This is a genomic window from Streptococcus sp. CM6 (assembly GCF_000526095.1).
Classification (GTDB): domain Bacteria; phylum Bacillota; class Bacilli; order Lactobacillales; family Streptococcaceae; genus Streptococcus; species Streptococcus oralis_BW.
In genome coordinates this window covers 1-19,708 of the sequence record NZ_JATS01000020.1, presented here as the reverse complement: position 1 = coordinate 19,708, position 19,708 = coordinate 1, and the positions used below count along the sequence as shown (strand labels likewise).

Below are 19,708 nucleotides of genomic sequence, written 5' to 3'. Positions count from 1 at the left end.
AGTGGTAGAATACGTTCATACCTTTATAAAGAAGGAAGAAGGAAAACAGATGTATCCAGATGATAGTTTGACATTGCACACGGACTTGTACCAGATTAATATGATGCAAGTTTACTTTGACCAAGGGATTCACAATAAGAAGGCGGTCTTTGAAGTTTACTTCCGCCAGCAACCATTTAACAACGGTTATGCGGTTTTTGCTGGTTTGGAAAGAATTGTACATTATCTTAAAGACTTACGCTTTTCAGATAGTGATATTGACTACTTGGAGTCGCTAGGCTATCATGGAGCATTCTTGGATTACCTTCGCAATTTCCAGTTGGAGTTGACCGTTCGTTCTGCCCAAGAAGGGGATTTGGTCTTTGCTAATGAACCGATTGTTCAAGTTGAAGGCCCTCTAGCCCAATGCCAGTTGGTCGAAACGGCTCTCTTGAACATCGTTAACTTTCAAACCTTGATAGCGACAAAGGCAGCACGTATTCGTTCAGTCATTGAAGATGAGCCTTTGATGGAATTCGGGACACGTCGTGCGCAAGAAATGGATGCAGCTATTTGGGGAACACGCGCAGCCGTGATTGGTGGAGCCAACGGAACTAGCAATGTGCGAGCAGGTAAGCTCTTTGATATTCCAGTCTTGGGGACTCATGCCCATGCCTTGGTACAGGTTTATGGAAACGACTATGAAGCCTTCAAGGCCTATGCGGCGACCCATCGTGATTGTGTCTTTTTAGTAGATACTTATGATACACTTCGCATCGGTGTGCCAGCTGCTATTCAGGTGGCGCGTGAACTGGGTGATCAGATTAACTTTATGGGTGTGCGGATTGACTCTGGGGATATTGCCTACATTTCTAAGAAAGTCCGTCAGCAACTGGACGAGGCTGGATTCACAGAGGCTAAGATCTATGCTTCTAATGACCTAGATGAAAATACCATCCTCAATCTCAAGATGCAAAAGGCTAAAATTGATGTCTGGGGTGTGGGAACCAAGCTGATTACAGCCTATGACCAGCCAGCTCTTGGGGCAGTTTATAAGATTGTTGCCATCGAAGATGAAAATGGTCAGATGCGCAATACCATCAAACTGTCTAATAATGCGGAAAAAGTGTCTACGCCAGGTAAGAAGCAGGTATGGCGCATTACCAGTCGTGAAAAAGGCAAGTCAGAAGGTGACTACATTACTTATGATGGTGTGGATGTGAGTGACATGACGGAAATCAAAATGTTCCATCCAACTTATACCTACATCAAAAAGACCGTTCGAAATTTTGATGCCGTTCCTCTCTTGGTGGATATTTTCAAAGCAGGAACATTAGTTTACAACTTGCCTAGATTGACTGAGATTCAGGCCTATGCTCGCAAAGAATTTGACAAGCTTTGGGATGAGTATAAACGGGTTCTCAATCCGCAACATTACCCAGTAGACTTGGCGCGTGATATTTGGCAAGATAAGATGGATTTGATTGATAAGATGCGCAAGGAAGCTCTTGGTGAAGGAGAAGAAGAATGAGTTTGCAAGAGGCCATTATCCAGCAACTGGGTGTCAAGCCAGTGATTGACGCTCAGGAAGAAATCCGTCGTTCGATTGATTTCTTAAAGAGATACTTGAAAAAACACCCCTTCCTTAAAACTTTTGTACTAGGAATTTCTGGAGGTCAGGACTCAACCTTAGCAGGGCGCTTAGCGCAATTAGCTATGGAAGAAATGCGAGCAGAGACAGGAGATGACAGCTACCAATTTATCGCTGTCCGCCTGCCCTATGGCGTGCAAGCTGATGAAGTAGATGCTCAAAAAGCCCTCGCTTTCATCCAGCCAGATGTCAGCTTGGTTGTGAATATCAAGGAATCAGCTGATGCCATGGCAGATGCAGTTGAAGCGACAGGAAGTTCTGTTTCAGACTTTAACAAGGGCAATATTAAAGCTCGTAGTCGTATGATTGCCCAATATGCCCTTGCAGGTGCCCATAGCGGAGCGGTCATTGGAACAGACCATGCCGCGGAAAATATCACAGGCTTTTTTACCAAGTTTGGTGATGGTGGTGCAGACATTCTCCCACTTTATCGCCTCAATAAACGCCAAGGGAAACAACTCTTGAAGGAACTTGGTGCAGACCCAGCTCTTTATGAAAAAATCCCAACAGCAGACCTAGAAGAAGACAAACCTGGACTTGCTGACGAAATAGCCCTCGGAGTCACTTACAATGAAATTGATGACTACCTCGAAGGTAAAACAATCAGCCCAGAAGCCCAAGCGACTATTGAAAACTGGTGGCACAAAGGCCAACACAAACGCCACCTACCAATCACCGTATTTGATGACTTTTGGGAGTAAAAAGGTCCGGGGGACCTTTTTAGCTTCTTGCCTTGAAACTCGAGAGCAAGAATAACCTCCAGTGGAGGTTTTTACCCTGAGCCTAGAAATGAGAAAGCGAAGAAGGCCCGGGGGACCTTTTTAGCCCGAGTCTAGAAACAGGAAAACGAGGTAGATTCGGTAACTCGAAGAGTTTGATTTTCCTTGTCTCACCCCCGCAAGGATGACTAGGTTTGAAAAAGCTTGGTAAAGCGCATTTCAAACCAGACAGCGACTGCGTCAAGTAACTAGATGAAAAACTTGTTTTCTAGCTGTTACTGAGTATAGTCTTTTTACCATGAGCCTTAAGCTTAGAAAGCGAGGTAACATTATGAAAGCAATCGGTACGCAAATGTTACAGACAGAACGTTTGATTTTGAGAAGATTTGTGGAGAGTGATGCGGAAGCCATGTTTCAAAATTGGGCTTCATCTGCTGAGAATCTGACCTATGTCACCTGGGATCCTCATCCTGATGTTGAGGTGACTCGGAATTCGATTCGAAATTGGGTTGCATCCTATACCAATCCCAACTATTACAAATGGGCCATTTGTCTCAAAGAAGATCCTGAGCATGTGATAGGAGATATCAGCATCGTTGAGATGAATGAGTCTGATTCAAGTTGTGAAATTGGGTATATTTTAGGAAAAAATTATTGGGGTCGTGGTATGATGACGGAGGCCTTGAAAGCTGTGCTAGACTTCTGTTTTACTCAAGTTGGTTTTCAAAAGGCCAGAGCTCGATATGCTAGTCTCAACCCAGCTTCAGGCCGTGTTATGGAAAAAGCGGGAATGTCTTATCTAAAAACCATTACCAATGGTGTGGAGAGAAAAGACTACGTTGCGGACCTTATTTATTACCAGATAAGCAGGGAAGACAGGTGATTCTCTTTTCTGTTTCTACCAAAGTCAGACCTTGTCTGGCTTTTTTTGTGCCAGATTTCTAAATAAACTGATTAAATTCCTATTTTTCCCTATCATGTTCCCTGTTTTTTCTGGAGTTTTGGGGATATAATATACCTATCAAATCAAAGAATGGAGGAAGGCAATGGACAATGTAATCTTTTTTATCAGTGTTTTTCTTGCTGGAATTCTTTCCTTCTTTTCTCCTTGTATTTTACCCTTGTTGCCAGTCTATGCAGGAGTCTTATTGGATGATAAGAATGATGCTCAGGCTTCTAGCGGAAAATTTTCAATCTCAGTTGTAAGTTTATTGCGAACTCTGGCCTTTATAGCGGGGATTTCCTTTGTTTTTATCTTACTGGGTTATGGAGCTGGTTTTTTAGGCAATTTGCTGTATGCTTCTTGGTTTCAGTATGTGACGGGTGCGATTATCATTCTCTTGGGCTTGCACCAGATGGATGTTTTACATTTGCAGGGACTCTACAAGGAAAGAAGGCTACAATTAAAGAGACAGGGTCAAAATGCTAACGGCTATAGTCAGGCATTTTTACTGGGGTTGACCTTTAGTTTTGCTTGGACACCGTGTGTAGGGCCGGTTTTGGGCTCTGTTTTGGCTTTGGCGGCTTCAGGTGGTTCAGGAGCTTGGCAGGGAGCTGGTCTCATGTTAGTCTACACGCTGGGTTTGGCGCTACCATTTTTGGTTCTAGCTCTTGCTTCCAGCTATGTTTTGAAACATTTCCGAAAACTCCATCCTTATCTCGGAACCCTCAAAAAAGTGGGTGGTCTTCTCATTATCGTGATGGGAATCTTGGTGCTTTTGGGAAATGCTTCCATTTTGACTACATTATTTGAATAGAGAGGAAAAAGAAATGAAAAAATGGCAAACATGTCTCCTTGGAGTAGGCTCAATTTGTTGCTTGGCAGCCTGTTCGACTAAAAACATGTCAGACGAGTCTACTATGAAGGAGCAATCCAAAACAGAACAAGTTAGTTCGAAAACTGCGACTAAAGGTCAGGAAGTCGCTGATTTTGAACTGATGGGAGTAGATGGTAAGACCTATCGTTTATCTGATTACAAGGGCAAGAAAGTCTATCTTAAATTCTGGGCTTCTTGGTGTTCCATCTGTCTAGCTAGCCTTCCAGATACGGATGAAATCGCTAAGGATGCTGGTGATGACTATGTAGTTTTGACAGTGGTCTCTCCTGGACACAAAGGTGAACAAGCAGAAGCGGACTTTAAGAATTGGTACAAGGGATTGGATTATAAAAATTTTCCAGTTTTAATTGATCCATCAGGTAAACTCTTGGAAAGTTATGGTGTCCGTTCTTATCCGACTCAAGCCTTTATAGACAAGGAAGGCAAGCTGGTCAAAACGCAACCAGGTTTTATGGATAAGGAAATGATTTTAAAAGAATTGAAAGAAATGGGGTAGAGAAAGGCTATGAATGATAAAGTAAAACTTTTTGTCTTGGCAGGAGTCATTCTCCTAGCCATAACCGGTTTTTATTTTCTATTGATGCGAAATACAGGGCAGACAGATAGCTCGCAAATTGAGAAAGCATCCGTTAGCCAAGGAGGAAAAACAGTGAAAAAAACAGAAGTGAGTAAAGACGCAGACTTGCACGAAATTTATCTAGCTGGGGGATGTTTCTGGGGAGTGGAGGAATACTTCTCACGCGTGCCTGGAGTAACCGATGCCGTTTCAGGCTATGCAAATGGTAGAGGGGAAACAACCAAGTACGAATTGATTAACCAAACAGGCCATGCAGAGACTGTCCATGTTACTTATGATGCTAAGCAAATTTCCCTCAAGGAAATTCTGCTTCATTACTTCCGCATTATCAATCCAACCAGCAAAAATAAACAAGGAAATGATGTGGGGACCCAGTACCGTACTGGTGTTTATTACACAGATGAAAAGGATTTGGAAGTAATCAACCAAGTCTTTGATGAAGTTGCTAAAAAATATGACCAACCTCTGGCAGTTGAAAAGGAAAACTTGAAGAATTTTGTGGTGGCTGAGGATTACCATCAAGACTACCTCAAGAAAAATCCAAATGGCTATTGTCATATCAATGTCAATCAGGCTGCCTATCCCGTCATCGATGCCAGCAAATATCCTAAACCAAGTGATGAAGAATTGAAAAAGACCTTGTCACCTGAGGAGTATGCAGTCACACAGAAAAATCAAACAGAACGAGCCTTTTCAAACCGCTACTGGGATAAATTCGAATCTGGTATCTATGTGGATGTGGCCACTGGCGAACCCCTCTTTTCATCAAAAGACAAGTTTGAGTCTGGTTGTGGTTGGCCTAGTTTCACCCAACCAATCAGTCCAGATGTTGCTACCTACAAGGAAGATAAGTCTTACAATATGACACGCATGGAAGTGCGGAGCCGAGTTGGAGATTCTCACCTTGGCCATGTCTTTACAGATGGGCCTCAGGACAAGGGTGGCTTACGCTACTGTATCAATAGTCTCTCTATCCGATTTATTCCCAAAGACCAAATGGCAGAAAAAGGCTATGCCTATTTACTAGATTATGTTGATTAAGAAGTCTTTCCTAAGCAGTTAGAGGAGAATTTTGCTATACTGATACTAGTAAGTGGTAAAGGAGCAGAGCATGACCTACACAATCTTAATCGTAGAGGATGAATATCTAGTAAGACAAGGCTTGACCAAGCTGGTCAATGTAGCAGCCTACGATATGGAGATCATCGGTCAGGCTGAAAATGGAAGACAGGCTTGGGACTTGATTCAAAAGCAGGTGCCAGACATCATTTTAACCGATATCAACATGCCTCAGCTAAATGGCATCCAGTTGGCCAGTCTGGTACGAGAAACCTATCCACAAGTTCATTTGGTCTTTTTGACAGGTTACGGTGATTTTGATTATGCCTTGTCTGCTGTCAAACTAGGTGTGGATGACTACCTGCTCAAGCCCTTTTCTCGTCAGGATATTGAGGAAATGTTGGGGAAAATCAAGCAAAAACTAGACAAGGAAGAAAAGGAAGAGCAGTTACAAGATTTATTGACTGATAAGTTTGAGGGAAATATTGCTCAGAAGATCCAGTCTCATCTGGCTGATAGTCAATTTAGTTTAAAGTCTTTGGCCAGTGACCTAGGTTTTAGTCCGACTTATTTGAGTTCCTTGATTAAGAAAGAGTTGGGCCTGCCTTTTCAGGATTATTTGGTGAGAGAGCGTGTCAAACAAGCCAAGCTCTTGCTTCTGACCACAGATTTAAAGATTTATGAGATAGCCGAAAAGGTTGGTTTTGAAGATATGAACTATTTTACTCAACGTTTTAAACAGATTGCAGGTGTGACACCTCGTCAGTTTAAGAAAGGGGAAGGCCGATGAAGCGTTCTTCTCTTTTAGTCAGAATGGTTATCTCCATCTTTCTGGTCTTTCTCATTCTCCTAGCTCTGGTTGGAACTTTCTACTATCAATCTAGTTCTTCAGCCATTGAGGCTACCATTGAAGGCAATAGTCAAACGACTATCAGTCAAACTAGCCACTTTATCCAGTCTTATATCAAAAAATTAGAAACCACCTCGACCAGTTTGACCCAGCAGACGGAAGTCCTAGCCTATGCTGAGAATCCCAGTCAAGACAAGGTCAAGGGAATCCGAAATCTGTTTTTGACCATCTTAAAGGCAGACCAGGACCTGAAAACTGTTGTGCTAGTGACTAAATCCGGTCAGGTCATTTCTACAGATGATAGTGTGCAGATGAAAACTTCCTCTGATATGATGGCTGAGAACTGGTACCAAAAGGCCATTCATCAGGGAGCTAAGCCAGTTTTGACACCAGCTCGTAAATCAGACAGTCAATGGGTCATTTCTGTTACTCAGGAACTGGTTGATGCAGAGGGGGCCAATCTTGGGGTGCTTCGATTAGACATTTCTTACGAAACCTTGGAAGCTTATCTCAACCAACTCCAGTTAGGCCAGCAGGGTTTTGCCTTTATTATCAATGAAAACCATGAATTTGTTTACCATCCTCAACACACAGTTTATAGTTCGTCTAGCGAAATGGAGGCCATGAAACCTTACATTGAGACAGGGCAGGGTTATACTCTAGACCACCAATCCTATGTGAGTCAGGAAAAGATTGCAGGAACTGATTGGACGGTTATAGGCGTGTCTTCACTGGAGAAGTTAGACCAGGTTCGGAGTCAACTCATGTGGACCTTGCTTGCTGCTAGTGCCTTATCTCTTCTTGCCTGTCTCTGCTTGGTGTGGTTCAGTCTCAAACGATGGATTGCCCCTTTGAAGGACCTAAGAGAAACCATGCTGGAAATTGCTTCTGGTACACAAAATCTGCGTGCTAAGGAAGCTGGTGCCTATGAACTGAGAGTAGTAACTCGCCAGTTTAATGCCATGTTGGATCAGATTGATCAGCTGATGGCAGCTATTCGCAGGCAGGAAGAAGCGACCCGTCAGTATGAACTTCAAGCCTTGTCAAGCCAGATTAACCCCCATTTCCTCTACAATACTTTGGATACTATCATCTGGATGGCTGAATTTCAGGATAGTCAGCGAGTGGTTCAGGTGACCAAGTCTTTGGCAACCTATTTCCGCTTGGCGCTCAATCAGGGAAAGGATTTGATTTCTCTTTCTGATGAAATCAATCATGTCCGCCAGTATCTCTTTATCCAGAAACAACGCTATGGTGATAAGCTGCAGTATGAGATTGATGAAGATCCTGCTTTTGCTAACCTAGTCTTGCCCAAGCTGGTGTTACAACCTCTTGTAGAAAATGCTCTTTACCATGGCATTAAGGAGAAGGAAGGTCAGGGCCATATTAAAGTCTCTGTTCAGAAAAAGGATACAGGGCTTGTCATCCGCATTGAGGATGATGGTGTTGGTTTCCAAGCTGCTGGCGATAGTAGTCAAAGTCAGCTCAAACGTGGGGGAGTTGGCCTTCAAAATGTCGACCAACGACTCAAACTTCATTTTGGAGACAATTACCAGATGAAGATTGATTCTGCACCCGAAAAAGGAACGATAGTTGAAATATACCTCAATAAAATCGCAACAAGCTAACTCCCAGTCTATTCTGGGAGTTTTGCTTTTAAAAATCAGAATGATTAGTTGGTCTTGATAAAATCAGTAAAAAAAGATATGATAGATAGTGACAAAAGAGGTATCAAGTATGACGGAAAAAGACATTCAAAGAGCAACAGGCCAGATTGTAGAAGATGTAATAGAAAAGGCTAATTTGAAGCAAGGGGCTATCTTTGTTTTGGGCCTTTCTTCTAGTGAGGTGATGGGTGGTCAGATTGGCAAGGGATCCAGTCAAGAAATTGGGGAAATCATCGTGAAAACCATCCTAGATATCCTAGAGGAAAAAGGAATTCATCTAGCTGTTCAAGGTTGTGAACATGTCAATCGAGCCCTCGTTGTTGAACGTCAGGTGGCAGAGCAGTTTGGTCTGGAAATCGTCAGTGTCCTTCCTACACTTCATGCAGGAGGTTCGGGTCAGTTGGCAGCCTTTAAGTTTATGCAGGATCCAGTTGAGGTCGAATTCATCAAGGCTCATGCTGGATTGGATATCGGAGACACTGCAATTGGCATGCATGTCAAGCATGTTCAGGTTCCGATTCGCCCTCTTTTGAGAGAAATTGGGCATGCTCATGTAACGGCTCTTGCAAGTCGTCCCAAACTAATCGGAGGTGCGCGTGCGCAGTATCCAGAAGATTCTATCAGAAAGTCGTGAGAATGAGAAAAACAAAACAACAACTAGAAAAAATCACCAAATATTCGATTCGTAAGCTAACTGTTGGGGTAGGTCCTGTAGCCATCGGGGCCTTCCTTTTTGGTGCTAGTACCCTTTCAGTAGATAAGGTGCAAGCCAATGAAGTTGGCGGAGCTCATAGCGTTCATTACCGTTATCTGGCGGAGCAGGAATTGACTGAGTCTGAAAAAGCCTTGATTCACCATGAGGTTCCAACAGAATTTCAAGATGATGATATTCTTTATGTAGTTTATCGTAAGAAGGCAACTAACAGTCAACAACTTCCTTACACAGGAAGTAAGGAACTAGCTTTGGCAGGTCTTGGCTTGGCAACTGCTTCTCTAGCAGTCTTTTTGGTGTCCAAAAAAGGTCGTAGAGAAGTTCTAGGTGTTCTCTTGATTAGTTCTTTAGGAGCTAGCACCTTTGTTCCTTATGGGACATTTGCTTTTGAAAATAAGGAATTGCTTTCTTATAACCAAACTATTTCAGCCTCTACACATGAAGGCTTGGCTGAAGGGATTATTCATATTGATGGCTATGAGTACATCGGTTACTTCAAGGAAGCGGAACTCCATCCATCAAGACCAGCTTCAGCTGAAAAGTCTCAGTTGCCAGTAGAAAAGCAAAGTTCAAAAGAAATCGAGAAAACAGAAGTAGCTCAGGAAAGACCTGCTGTTGCTTCGGAAATTGCCGTCGAAAAATCTGTAGTAGAGAATCCAGTTGCGCCTGCGGTTGAAGAAAAACCAGTTTCTGAGAAGCCTCAGGCTAGACAGGAAGAGAGCTTGGTAGAGATTCCTTTTGAAACGGTCACAAGCCCAGATGCTAATCTAGCAGAAGGACAGACTCGTATCGTCACAGCCGGAGTAAATGGTCAGCGTCGTCTTGTAACCAAAGTTTCGATGGTTAACGGTCAAGAAGTTAGAGAAGTCATCGAAGACCAAGTGGTTCGAAAACCTGTGTCGCAAGTCATTGCAGTCGGAACTAAGAAAGAGGTGCAACCTGCTCCAACTCCAGTACCACAAGCTGAACCAACTCACCAAGTAGCTAAAGGTACGCAAGAAGAAGGCAAAGAAGGTCAATCTTTAACGCAACCCGAATTACCAGAGGTTACAGTAGAGTCTAAAGGAACTCAAGAGGCAGGTAAAGTAGGTCAATCCTTAACACAACTATCCTTACCAGAAGCTACGATAGATGCCAAAGGAACTCAAGAATCTGGCAAAGAAGGTCAAGCTTTAACTCAACCTGTATTACCAGATGCTCCAGTAGAAGTAAAAGGTACACAAGAGGAAGGTAAAGTAGGTCAAGCTCTTGTACAAGAACAGTTACCTGAGTACAAGGTAACTGAGGGAACCCTTGTTGAAACATCGACTACAGACCTAGACTACAAAACTGAAACGACTGAGGATCCAACCAAGTATACGGACGAAGAAACTGTCGTAAGAAATGGTGAAAAAGGTAGTCAAGTTACTAAAACAACTTATAAAACAGTAGAAGGTGTTAAAACTGACCAAGTTCTTTCAACTAGCACAGAAGTTACCAAGGAGCCTGTAAACCAACAGGTAAGTCGTGGGACTAAACCAATTGAAGGAACTCTTGTAGAAGAAAGTCTTGAAAAGATTCCATTTAAGGAAGTTGTTAAAGAAGATGACCAACTGAAAAAAGGCTTAGAAGTTGTAGCTCAAGAAGGAAAAGAAGGCCAGAAAAAAATCACCAAGACCTTTAATACCATTAAGGGAGTTAAAATAGAGGACGCTCCAAAAGTTACAGAGGAAATTCTTGAGGCACCTCAAGACAAAATTTTGAAACGTGGTACCAAGACCTTTGAAAAACCAGTATTGACCATCACAGCAGTTGAGCCTAAGGATTTGAAGCGTACTTCAGATGTTAAGTATAGTCTAGAAAATCCAAGTAAGGCAGCCATTAAATCTATTACCTTAACTCTGAAAAAAGGTGATGAGATTGTCAAAACCTTGAATGTTTCACCAGACGACTTGACAACTACCCTGACAGATTTACAGTACTACAAGGATTATAAACTTGAAACGAAGATGGTTTATGACCGTGGTGAGGGTGATGAGGAAGAAGTTCTGAAAGAAGAACCGCTAAGACTTGACCTTAAAAAAGTTGAAATCAAAAATATCAAAGAAACAAGCTTGATGAGTGTGGATGATGCTGGTGTTGAAACAGATAAGAGCTTACTTACTGAAAAACCGACAGACGTTGCTCCACTTTACTTACGAGTGACAACTCATGATAATAAGACAACAAGACTTACGGTAAGTTCTGTTGAAGAAGTGGTTGTCGATGGAAAAATATTGTACAAAGTGGTAGCAAAAGCTCCAAACTTAGTTCAACGTAGAGCAGATGATACTTTCAGTGAAGAGTATGTTCATTACTTTGAAAAACAAAAATTAAAAGAAGGTAATGTATATTACAACTTCAATGAGCTTGTAAAAGATATGCAAGCTAACCCAACGGGTGAGTTTAAACTTGGTGCGGATCTTAATGCAGCAAATGTTCCGACTCCGAATAAACAATACTTGACGAACATTTTTAAAGGTAAGTTGTATAGTGAAGGTGATAAACGTTATACCATTCACAATCTAGCTCGACCATTGTTCAACCGTGTTGAAAATGCTTATATTCATGACATCAACTTTGGTAATGTGAATATCAATATGCCGTGGGCTGATAAAACAGCTCCACTTGGAGATGTGTTTAAGAACTCAACGATTGAGAATATTAAGGTTACGGGTAATGTGGTTGGTAATAACGACGTTACAGGTATGGTCAACAAACTAGATGAATCCAATATGCGTAATGTAGCCTTTATCGGTAAAATCGAAAGCGTAGGTAACAAAGGTTGGTGGTCTGGTGGACTCGTAAGTGAAAGCTGGAGAAGCAATGTAGATAGTTCTTATGTTGAAGCTGACATTAAAGCCAACAATGCTAAATTTGGTGGATTGATTGCCAAAGTCAACCATGGTGGAAATCCAAATGATGTTAAACAAAAAGGTCGTTTAACTAAATCTGTGGTCAAAGGGACATTGACACTCAAAACCAATAATCAAAGCGGTGGTTTAATTCACGAAAACTATGACTGGGGTTGGGTTGAAAATAACGTCAGCATGATGAAAGTGACAAATGGTGAAATGATGTATGGTTCAGGGTCAGTTGACTCAGGTGACCCATACTTCGGATTTGATTACTTCAAGAACAATGTGTATGTGAACGATGTTGCATCAGGTAACGTTTCTTATAACCGTTCAAAACAGATTAAGGGTGTCGACCAAGCAGAAGCGGATAAACGGATTGCTTCGTTCAATATCACAGCCGATAAATATGAAATCACACCATATTTGACTGATAAATTAAATCACGTAGCGTATAAAGAAGACACGTACAAAACTACTCAAGATTATAATGCAGAACGTGAACTTGCTTACCGAAATGTTGAAAAACTTCAACCGTTCTACAATAAAGAGTGGATTGTGAATCAAGGTAATAAGACTCCTGAAGGATCTAAATTATTAACTACAGAAGTATTATCTGTGACAGGTATGAAAGATGGGCAATTTGTAACTGACTTGTCAGATGTTGATCATATTATGATTCATTATGCTGATGGTACTAAGGAAGAAAAAGTTGTCACACGTAAAGCTGATTCTCAAGTCCAACAAGTTCGTGAATATAGTATCGAAGGTCTTGGTGACGTCGTTTATACACCGAATATGGTTGTTAAAGATAGAACACAATTAATCAACGATATTAAAGCAAAATTAGCAGGTGTTGAATTGATTTCACCTGAAGTGCGTGCGTTAATGGACAAACGTAACAAACCAGCTGAGAATAGTGACAATCATAAGAACAATTACATTCGTAACTTGTTCCTTGAAGAAAGCTTTGAAGAAACGAAAGCTAATTTAGATAAATTAGTCAAAGCTTTAGTTGAAAACGAAGACCATCAATTGAATAGTGATGATGCGGCTATGAAAGTTCTTCTTAAAAAAGTGGAAGACAATAAAGCTAAGATTATGATGGGTCTTACTTATTTAAATCGTTATTATGGATTTAAATACAATGATATGAGCATTAAAGACCTTATGATGTTCAAGCCTGATTTTTATGGTAAGAACGTTAGCGTTATCGATAGATTGATTCAAATTGGTTCACGTGAACATTTCTTGAAAGGGGATCGAACTCAAGATGCTTATCGTGATGTGATTGCGGGAGCAACAGGTAAAGGTAATTTAAATGACTTCTTAACATATAACATGAAACTCTTTACAGAAGATACTGATATGAATGTATGGTATAAGAAAGCTATTTCTCATACTAACTATGTAGTTGAGAAACAATCATCTAACCCTGATTTTGCTAATAAGAAATATCACTTATATGAAAACTTAAATAACGGTGAACATGGTCGATACATTTTACCACTTCTTAATACGAAGAAGGCTCACATGTTCTTAATTTCAACGTACAATACGCTAGCGTTTAGTGCATTTGAGAAATATGGTAAGAATACAGAATCTGAACGTGAAGCGTTTAAGAAAGAAATCAATTTACGTGCACAAGAGCAAATTAATTACTTAGACTTCTGGTCAAGACTTGCTGCTGATAATGTACGTAATCAATTGTTGAAATCTGAAAATATGGTTCCATCAGCAATTTGGGATAACCAAGATGTTCCAGGTAATGGATGGGCTGACCGAATGGGTCATAATAAGAATGGTGACTATGCTCCAGTTCGTGAGTTCTATGGACCTACAGGTAAATGGCACGGATATAACGGTATGGGTGCGTATGCTTATATCTTTTCTAACCCACAAAATTCAGAAGCTGTATACTACATCATTTCTAGTATAATTAGTGATTATGGTACATCTGCATTCACTCACGAAACGACTCATATCAATGACCGTATGGCCTACTTAGGAACATGGCGTCACCGTGAAGGGACAGATATTGAATCATTTGCTCAAGGTATGCTACAATCACCATCTCTTACAAACTATAATGGTGAATATGGTTCACTTGGATTAAATATGGCGTACGAACGTAAAAATGATGGTACACAAATTTATAACTATGATCCTAATATGTTAAGTAGTCGTGAGAAGATTGATCACTACATGAAGAACTATAACGAATCAATGATGATGCTTGATTACTTAGAAGCAGAATCTGTCATCAAGAAAAATACTGGAACTAACGATAAGTGGTTCAAGAAAATCGATAAGAAATATCGCGAAAAAGCGAGCTATAATAAGTTAGAAGGTGCACCACACCAATGGGATTTAGTTCGTGATTTAAATGATGATGAGAAGAGTATGAAACTGACAGCTATTGATCAACTTGTAGATAACAACTTCGCTACTAAACACGGGCTACCAGGTAATGGTCATTACCGTACTGAAGGATTCGATTCTGCTTATACTGTTGTGAATATGATGACTGGTATTTACGGTGGTAACACAAGTAAGAGTACGGCTGGCTCAATCTCATTCAAACACAATACATTCCGTATGTGGGGCTACTACGGTTACCTTGATGGATTCTTAGGGTATGCATCTAACAAGTATAAACAAGAATCTAAAGCAGCCGGTAACGTAGGTCTAGGTGATAACTTTATCATCCAAAAAGTTTCTAAAGGTAGATTTAATACATTAGAAGAGTGGAAGAAAGAATGGTATAAAGAAGTCAGAGCTAAAGCTGAGAAAGGTTTTGTAGAAATTGAAATTGATGGTCAAAAGATTTCAACATATGAAAAACTTCAAGAGCTATTCGATGCTGCAGTTGAAAAAGACCTTCAAGGTAATAAATTTGATAATACAGTGAATCTTAAATGGAAAGTTTACAAACAACTCTTGCAGAAATCAGACGGATTTACTGGAGATTTATTCACTAAATAGTAGATAGGACTAGTAAAATGAAAAAAGGTAGATCAGCTTTGTCTGTATCTGCCTTTTTGTGCTATACTTAAGATATGCATAGAAAAACAGTGATTGATTTTAAAGCTTTGGGCGAGAGATACATCTTTACCCAGCCGATCAAAGAGTTAAAAACGAGAGATTTAGCAGAAGTGACGGACCTGCTGGCACAAGTGGAAAGCTACCAAGAACAAGGCTATTATGTGGTGGGCTACGTCAGTTACGAGGCTGCACCTGCTTTTGAGGAGAAATTAGCAGTTCATAAAGCTCCTTTACTGGCAGAGTACCTGCTTTACTTTACCGTTCACGATAGGGTGGAAACATCCCCTATTCCTCTGACTTATGAGGAAGTAAATCTGCCTTCAAAGTGGCGAGAACAAACATCTGCAGAGAACTATGAAAAAGCTATTTCCCAGATCCACCATCATTTGCGACAGGGAGACACCTATCAGGTAAATTACACTGTCCAACTCAAGCAAGACTTAAGTGCCAATCCTTTTGCTATCTACAATCGCATGGTGGTAGAACAGGAGGCGGGTTACAATGCCTATGTTGAACATGATGAGATGGCAGTGATTTCCATGAGTCCAGAACTCTTTTTTGAGCAAAATGACCGGGAATTAACGACTCGCCCAATGAAGGGAACAACCCAGCGGGGACTGACTGACCAAGAAGACCTTGCCCAAGCTAGCTGGTTGGAGCAAGATCCTAAAAATCGCTCTGAAAATATGATGATTGTGGATCTCTTGCGCAATGATATGAACCGTATTTCTGAAGTGGGTAGTGAGCATGTGGAGCGTCTGTGCCAAGTGGAGCAGTATTCGACTGTTTGGCAGATGACTTCGACCATCAAGAGTCAGTTGCGAGAGGATGTGGACTTGGTTGCCATTTTTCGCTCTCTCTTTCCTTGTGGATCAATAACGGGAGCTCCGAAAATTGCGACCATGGAAATCATCAAGGACTTGGAGCCACAACCTCGTGGAGTTTACTGTGGAACGATTGGTCTCTTGCTTCCAAATGGGCGACGGATTTTTAATGTCGCCATTCGGACCATTCAACTCTACAAGGGCCAAGCAATCTATGGAGTTGGCGGAGGGATTACTTGGGATAGCACCTGGGAATCTGAATACCGTGAAGTTCATCAAAAAGCAGCTGTTCTCTATCGTAAACAAGCTCGTTTCAAACTGATTACAACGGGGAAAATCAGCCAGAAGAGCCTGCTGTTTGAAGATCAACATCTGGAAAGACTGATAAAGGCGAGTCGTTATTTTGCTTATCCTTTTGATCCAGAAGACTTGATACAAAAAATAGATGAAGAGTGTCAAGCTTGTGATTTCCACCACGACTACCGCTTGCGAATTTCTCTCAGCAAATCTGGAGAGATTGAACTCAGTAGCCAAATCTTAACACCCCTCAGTCCGATCTTCTGCCAAGCCAAACTTTGCCTTCAAGAAGCTGATTTGCAACAAGCATTTACCTACTTCAAAACCACTCACAGACCACATTTAAGCCTAGGTAAACAGGAAATCATTTACCATAATGCAGCAGGAGAACTGCTTGAGACCTCTATTGGAAATCTGGTCTTAAAAATTAATGGTAAACTCTACACACCACCCATCAGTCAAGGAATTTTACCAGGAATCTACCGCCAGCATTTGTTGGAAACAGGACAGGTAGAGGAAAAAGTTCTGACTTTGGCAGACTTGAACCAAGCGGAAACTATCTATGGCTGTAACGCAGTCAGAGGTTTGTATGAGTTGGAAGTGAATTCTAAATAAACTTCATAAACTAAAAAACATAATGGATATGTTGAATTGTTGAATTAAGTTTGATAAAATATAAAGAAAACGATGTCATTTTATTAGGAGGAAATGATGAAAAAAACAATTTTGCTGAAAGCGATTTTTACTGTTCTTCCAGTTTTAGGTTTGTTTGCTCAACCGGTTAGTGCAGAAGAAAATATTCATTTTTCTAGTTGTAAAGAAGCATGGGAAAATGGTTATTCTGATATTCATAGAGGAGAGCCTGGCTACTCATCTAAACTAGATCGTGATGGTGATGGGATAGCTTGTGAACGTGCAAATGCACCTCGGGGAGTCTTTAAACCACGCCAGTCTAGTCCACAGAATAGAGTTTCTTCTAGTGGATGGGTTAAGCAGGATGGATATTGGTATTATTATTCTGACAATGGTAATCCAGTAACAAATTCTTGGAAGGGAGACTACTATCTCAAATCAAATGGTACAATGGCTCAGAGTGAATGGATCTATGACTCATATTATAAAGGCTGGTACTATCTCAAATCGGATGGTTCATATGCACGAAACACATGGATAGGAAGCTACTTCCTTAAACCAAATGGTAAGATGGCACAAAATGAATGGATCTATGACTCATCATATCAAGCTTGGTATTATTTGAAATCAAATGGATCCTATGCAAGAAATGCTTGGCAAGGAGATTTTTACCTCAAATCGAACGGTAAAATGGCACAAGGTGAGTGGATATATGACTCTTCTTATCAATCCTGGTACTACTTGAAATCAGATGGTTCATACGCTCGTAATACTTGGCAAGGGAATTACTATTTGAAATCAGATGGTAAAATGGCAAAGAATGAGCGAGTTGATGGTGGCAGATACTACGTAGATGGTTCTGGCCTTTGGAAACCATAAATCAGAATAATTTCTAGGAAGTTAATGCAAACCTTTGCACAAAACAGACGATTTTGTTATACTATATCTGTAAGCATTTTCAATTAAAAAGGAGAAGACGATGAGTCAAAAGATTATTGGGATTGACCTTGGTGGAACATCTATCAAGTTTGCAATTTTAACTCAAGAGGGAGAAATCCAAGAAAAATGGTCTATCAAGACCAATATTTTGGACGAAGGAAGCCATATTGTAGATGATATGATTGAGTCTATTCAACATCGTTTGGACTTGCTTGGATTGTCAGCTACGGACTTTCGAGGCATTGGAATGGGGTCGCCTGGTGTGGTTGACCGTGAAAAAGGGACTGTTATCGGTGCCTACAACCTAAACTGGAAAACCCTTCAACCAATTAAAGAAAAGATTGAAAAAGCCTTGGGTATTCCATTCTTCATCGACAATGATGCCAATGTAGCTGCTCTTGGTGAGCGCTGGATGGGTGCTGGTGACAACCAACCGGACGTTGTCTTTATGACACTCGGTACCGGTGTTGGTGGCGGTATCGTGGCAGAAGGAAAATTGCTCCACGGTGTTGCTGGTGCAGCAGGTGAGCTTGGCCACATCACTGTTGACTTTGACCAACCAATCGCATGTACCTGTGGTAAAAAAGGCTGTCTTGAGACAGTTGCTTCTGCAACGGGGATTGTCAACTTGACTCGTCGTTATGCAGATGAATACGAAGGCGATGCAACCTTGAAACGCTTGATAGACGACGGTGAAGAAGTAACAGCAAAAACTGTTTTTGACCTTGCAAAAGAAGGGGACGACCTTGCTTTGATCGTTTACCGTAACTTCTCACGTTACTTGGGAATCGCTTGTGCCAACATCGGCTCAATCCTCAACCCATCAACAATCGTTATCGGTGGTGGGGTGTCAGCTGCAGGAGAATTCCTTCTCCAAGGTGTTCAAAAAGTCTACGACGAAAATACCTTCCCACAAGTACGCACATCTACTAAATTGGCTCTTGCAACTCTAGGAAATGACGCTGGAGTTATCGGAGCAGCATCACTTGTATTGCAATAAGATAATAAAAAGGAGAAAACACTACTTTAAAGCCAGTGATTTTCCTCCTTTCTTTTTTTATGCTATACTAGTTAGGACAATAAATGAGGTGAGAGTAAATGACAAAAGCTGATACGATTTTTAAAGAAAATATTGAACGAATCCTCAAAGACGGTGTCTTTTCTGAGCAGGCTCGTCCCAAGTACAAGGATGGGACCGTAGCCAACTCCAAGTACGTAACGGGTTCCTTTGCCGAGTATGATTTATCTAAGGGCGAATTTCCCATCACAACCTTGCGTCCCATTGCGATCAAATCCGCCATCAAAGAAGTGCTCTGGATCTACCAGGATCAGTCTAATAGCCTAGAAGTGCTGAATAACAAGTACAATGTTCACTACTGGAATGACTGGGAAGTGGGAGATACGGGAACCATCGGTGAGCGCTACGGTGCGGTCGTTAAGAAACACGATATCATCAACAAGATACTCAAGCAGTTGGAAGCCAACCCTTGGAATCGTCGCAATATCATCTCTCTCTGGGATTACCAAGCATTTGAGGAGACGGACGGCCTCCTTCCATGCGCCTTTCAGACCATGTTTGATGTCCGTCGCGTTGATGGGGACATCTATCTGGATGCGACCTTGACTCAGCGTTCTAATGATATGCTGGTGGCCCACCACATTAACGCCATGCAGTACGTAGCTTTGCAGATGATGATTGCCAAGCATTTCGGCTGGAAGGTTGGGAAGTTTTTCTATTTTATCAACAACCTTCATATCTATGATAATCAGTTTGAACAAGCTCAGGAATTGCTCCGTCGTGAGCCGTCAAACTGCCAACCACGCTTGGTCTTGAATGTTCCTGATGGGACTAATTTCTTTGATATCAAAGCGGAAGACTTTGAGTTGGTTGACTATGATCCGGTTAAGCCACAGCTGAAGTTTGACCTAGCTATTTAATACTCTTCGAAAATCTCTTCAAACCACGTCAGCGTCGCCTTACCGTAGATATGGTTACTGACTTCGTCAGTTCTATCCACAACCTCAAAGCAGTGCTTTGAGCTGTC

14 protein-coding genes are annotated in these 19,708 nt (G+C 41.3%); all 14 read left to right on the top strand.

The window, feature by feature from the left end:
* Positions 1–49 precede the first annotated feature (49 nt).
* The 14 genes from HMPREF1516_RS06700 (at position 50) to HMPREF1516_RS06635 (ending at position 19,601) form a co-directional block, all read left to right on the top strand.
* Positions 50–1,510, top strand: a complete 1,461-nt coding sequence (locus HMPREF1516_RS06700) for a nicotinate phosphoribosyltransferase (RefSeq protein ID WP_033606130.1) — start codon at positions 50–52, stop codon at positions 1,508–1,510.
* A complete protein-coding gene (gene nadE / locus HMPREF1516_RS06695) occupies positions 1,507–2,331 on the top strand; it encodes an ammonia-dependent NAD(+) synthetase (RefSeq protein WP_033606129.1) in 825 nt (274 codons plus the stop codon). Before HMPREF1516_RS06700 ends, nadE begins: the two co-directional genes overlap by 4 nt.
* A gap of 349 nt (positions 2,332–2,680) precedes the next feature.
* Complete coding sequence (locus HMPREF1516_RS06690) at positions 2,681–3,232, top strand: GNAT family N-acetyltransferase (protein ID WP_033606128.1); 552 nt, start codon at positions 2,681–2,683, stop codon at positions 3,230–3,232.
* Between the two features lie 163 nt (positions 3,233–3,395).
* On the top strand, positions 3,396–4,106 hold the full coding sequence (gene ccdA2, locus HMPREF1516_RS06685) for a thiol-disulfide oxidoreductase-associated membrane protein CcdA2 (RefSeq protein WP_033606127.1): 711 nt from the start codon (positions 3,396–3,398) through the stop codon (positions 4,104–4,106).
* 13 nt (positions 4,107–4,119) lie between these two features.
* Complete coding sequence (locus HMPREF1516_RS06680) at positions 4,120–4,683, top strand: redoxin family protein (RefSeq protein WP_000759267.1); 564 nt, start codon at positions 4,120–4,122, stop codon at positions 4,681–4,683.
* A gap of 9 nt (positions 4,684–4,692) precedes the next feature.
* Positions 4,693–5,805, top strand: a complete 1,113-nt coding sequence (msrB, locus tag HMPREF1516_RS06675; RefSeq protein ID WP_033606126.1) for a peptide-methionine (R)-S-oxide reductase MsrB — start codon at positions 4,693–4,695, stop codon at positions 5,803–5,805.
* Positions 5,806–5,875: 70 nt separating this feature from the next.
* On the top strand, positions 5,876–6,613 hold the full coding sequence (locus HMPREF1516_RS06670; protein ID WP_033606125.1) for a response regulator transcription factor: 738 nt from the start codon (positions 5,876–5,878) through the stop codon (positions 6,611–6,613).
* Positions 6,610–8,301, top strand: a complete 1,692-nt coding sequence (locus HMPREF1516_RS06665; protein WP_033606124.1) for a cache domain-containing sensor histidine kinase — start codon at positions 6,610–6,612, stop codon at positions 8,299–8,301. The genes HMPREF1516_RS06670 and HMPREF1516_RS06665 overlap by 4 nt, the downstream gene beginning before the upstream one ends.
* A gap of 109 nt (positions 8,302–8,410) precedes the next feature.
* On the top strand, positions 8,411–8,974 hold the full coding sequence (locus HMPREF1516_RS06660; protein WP_033606123.1) for a TIGR01440 family protein: 564 nt from the start codon (positions 8,411–8,413) through the stop codon (positions 8,972–8,974).
* Positions 8,975–8,976: 2 nt separating this feature from the next.
* A complete protein-coding gene (locus tag HMPREF1516_RS06655; protein WP_033606122.1) occupies positions 8,977–14,910 on the top strand; it encodes a ZmpA/ZmpB/ZmpC family metallo-endopeptidase in 5,934 nt (1,977 codons plus the stop codon).
* A gap of 74 nt (positions 14,911–14,984) precedes the next feature.
* A complete protein-coding gene (gene pabB, locus HMPREF1516_RS06650; protein WP_033606121.1) occupies positions 14,985–16,706 on the top strand; it encodes an aminodeoxychorismate synthase component I in 1,722 nt (573 codons plus the stop codon).
* A gap of 96 nt (positions 16,707–16,802) precedes the next feature.
* Entirely contained in the window at positions 16,803–17,603 is an 801-nt protein-coding gene (locus HMPREF1516_RS06645; RefSeq protein ID WP_084647655.1) for an excalibur calcium-binding domain-containing protein, read from the top strand.
* Positions 17,604–17,703: 100 nt separating this feature from the next.
* Positions 17,704–18,663, top strand: coding sequence for an ROK family glucokinase (locus HMPREF1516_RS06640; protein ID WP_000078550.1), 960 nt, complete (start codon positions 17,704–17,706; stop codon positions 18,661–18,663).
* Positions 18,664–18,761: 98 nt separating this feature from the next.
* The gene (locus HMPREF1516_RS06635) at positions 18,762–19,601 is read left to right on the top strand and encodes a thymidylate synthase (RefSeq protein ID WP_033606120.1); all 840 of its coding nucleotides are present in this window, start codon (positions 18,762–18,764) and stop codon (positions 19,599–19,601) included.
* Positions 19,602–19,708 lie beyond the last annotated feature (107 nt).

Bases quoted from the DNA above. Each gene is read 5' to 3' on its own strand.
- HMPREF1516_RS06700 (WP_033606130.1), top strand. From the start codon at position 50: ATGTATCCAGATGATAGTTTGACATTGCACACGGACTTGTACCAGATT.
- nadE (WP_033606129.1), top strand. From the start codon at position 1,507: ATGAGTTTGCAAGAGGCCATTATCCAGCAACTGGGTGTCAAGCCAGTG.
- HMPREF1516_RS06690 (WP_033606128.1), top strand. From the start codon at position 2,681: ATGAAAGCAATCGGTACGCAAATGTTACAGACAGAACGTTTGATTTTG.
- ccdA2 (WP_033606127.1), top strand. From the start codon at position 3,396: ATGGACAATGTAATCTTTTTTATCAGTGTTTTTCTTGCTGGAATTCTT.
- HMPREF1516_RS06680 (WP_000759267.1), top strand. From the start codon at position 4,120: ATGAAAAAATGGCAAACATGTCTCCTTGGAGTAGGCTCAATTTGTTGC.
- msrB (WP_033606126.1), top strand. From the start codon at position 4,693: ATGAATGATAAAGTAAAACTTTTTGTCTTGGCAGGAGTCATTCTCCTA.
- HMPREF1516_RS06670 (WP_033606125.1), top strand. From the start codon at position 5,876: ATGACCTACACAATCTTAATCGTAGAGGATGAATATCTAGTAAGACAA.
- HMPREF1516_RS06665 (WP_033606124.1), top strand. From the start codon at position 6,610: ATGAAGCGTTCTTCTCTTTTAGTCAGAATGGTTATCTCCATCTTTCTG.
- HMPREF1516_RS06660 (WP_033606123.1), top strand. From the start codon at position 8,411: ATGACGGAAAAAGACATTCAAAGAGCAACAGGCCAGATTGTAGAAGAT.
- HMPREF1516_RS06655 (WP_033606122.1), top strand. From the start codon at position 8,977: ATGAGAAAAACAAAACAACAACTAGAAAAAATCACCAAATATTCGATT.
- pabB (WP_033606121.1), top strand. From the start codon at position 14,985: ATGCATAGAAAAACAGTGATTGATTTTAAAGCTTTGGGCGAGAGATAC.
- HMPREF1516_RS06645 (WP_084647655.1), top strand. From the start codon at position 16,803: ATGAAAAAAACAATTTTGCTGAAAGCGATTTTTACTGTTCTTCCAGTT.
- HMPREF1516_RS06640 (WP_000078550.1), top strand. From the start codon at position 17,704: ATGAGTCAAAAGATTATTGGGATTGACCTTGGTGGAACATCTATCAAG.
- HMPREF1516_RS06635 (WP_033606120.1), top strand. From the start codon at position 18,762: ATGACAAAAGCTGATACGATTTTTAAAGAAAATATTGAACGAATCCTC.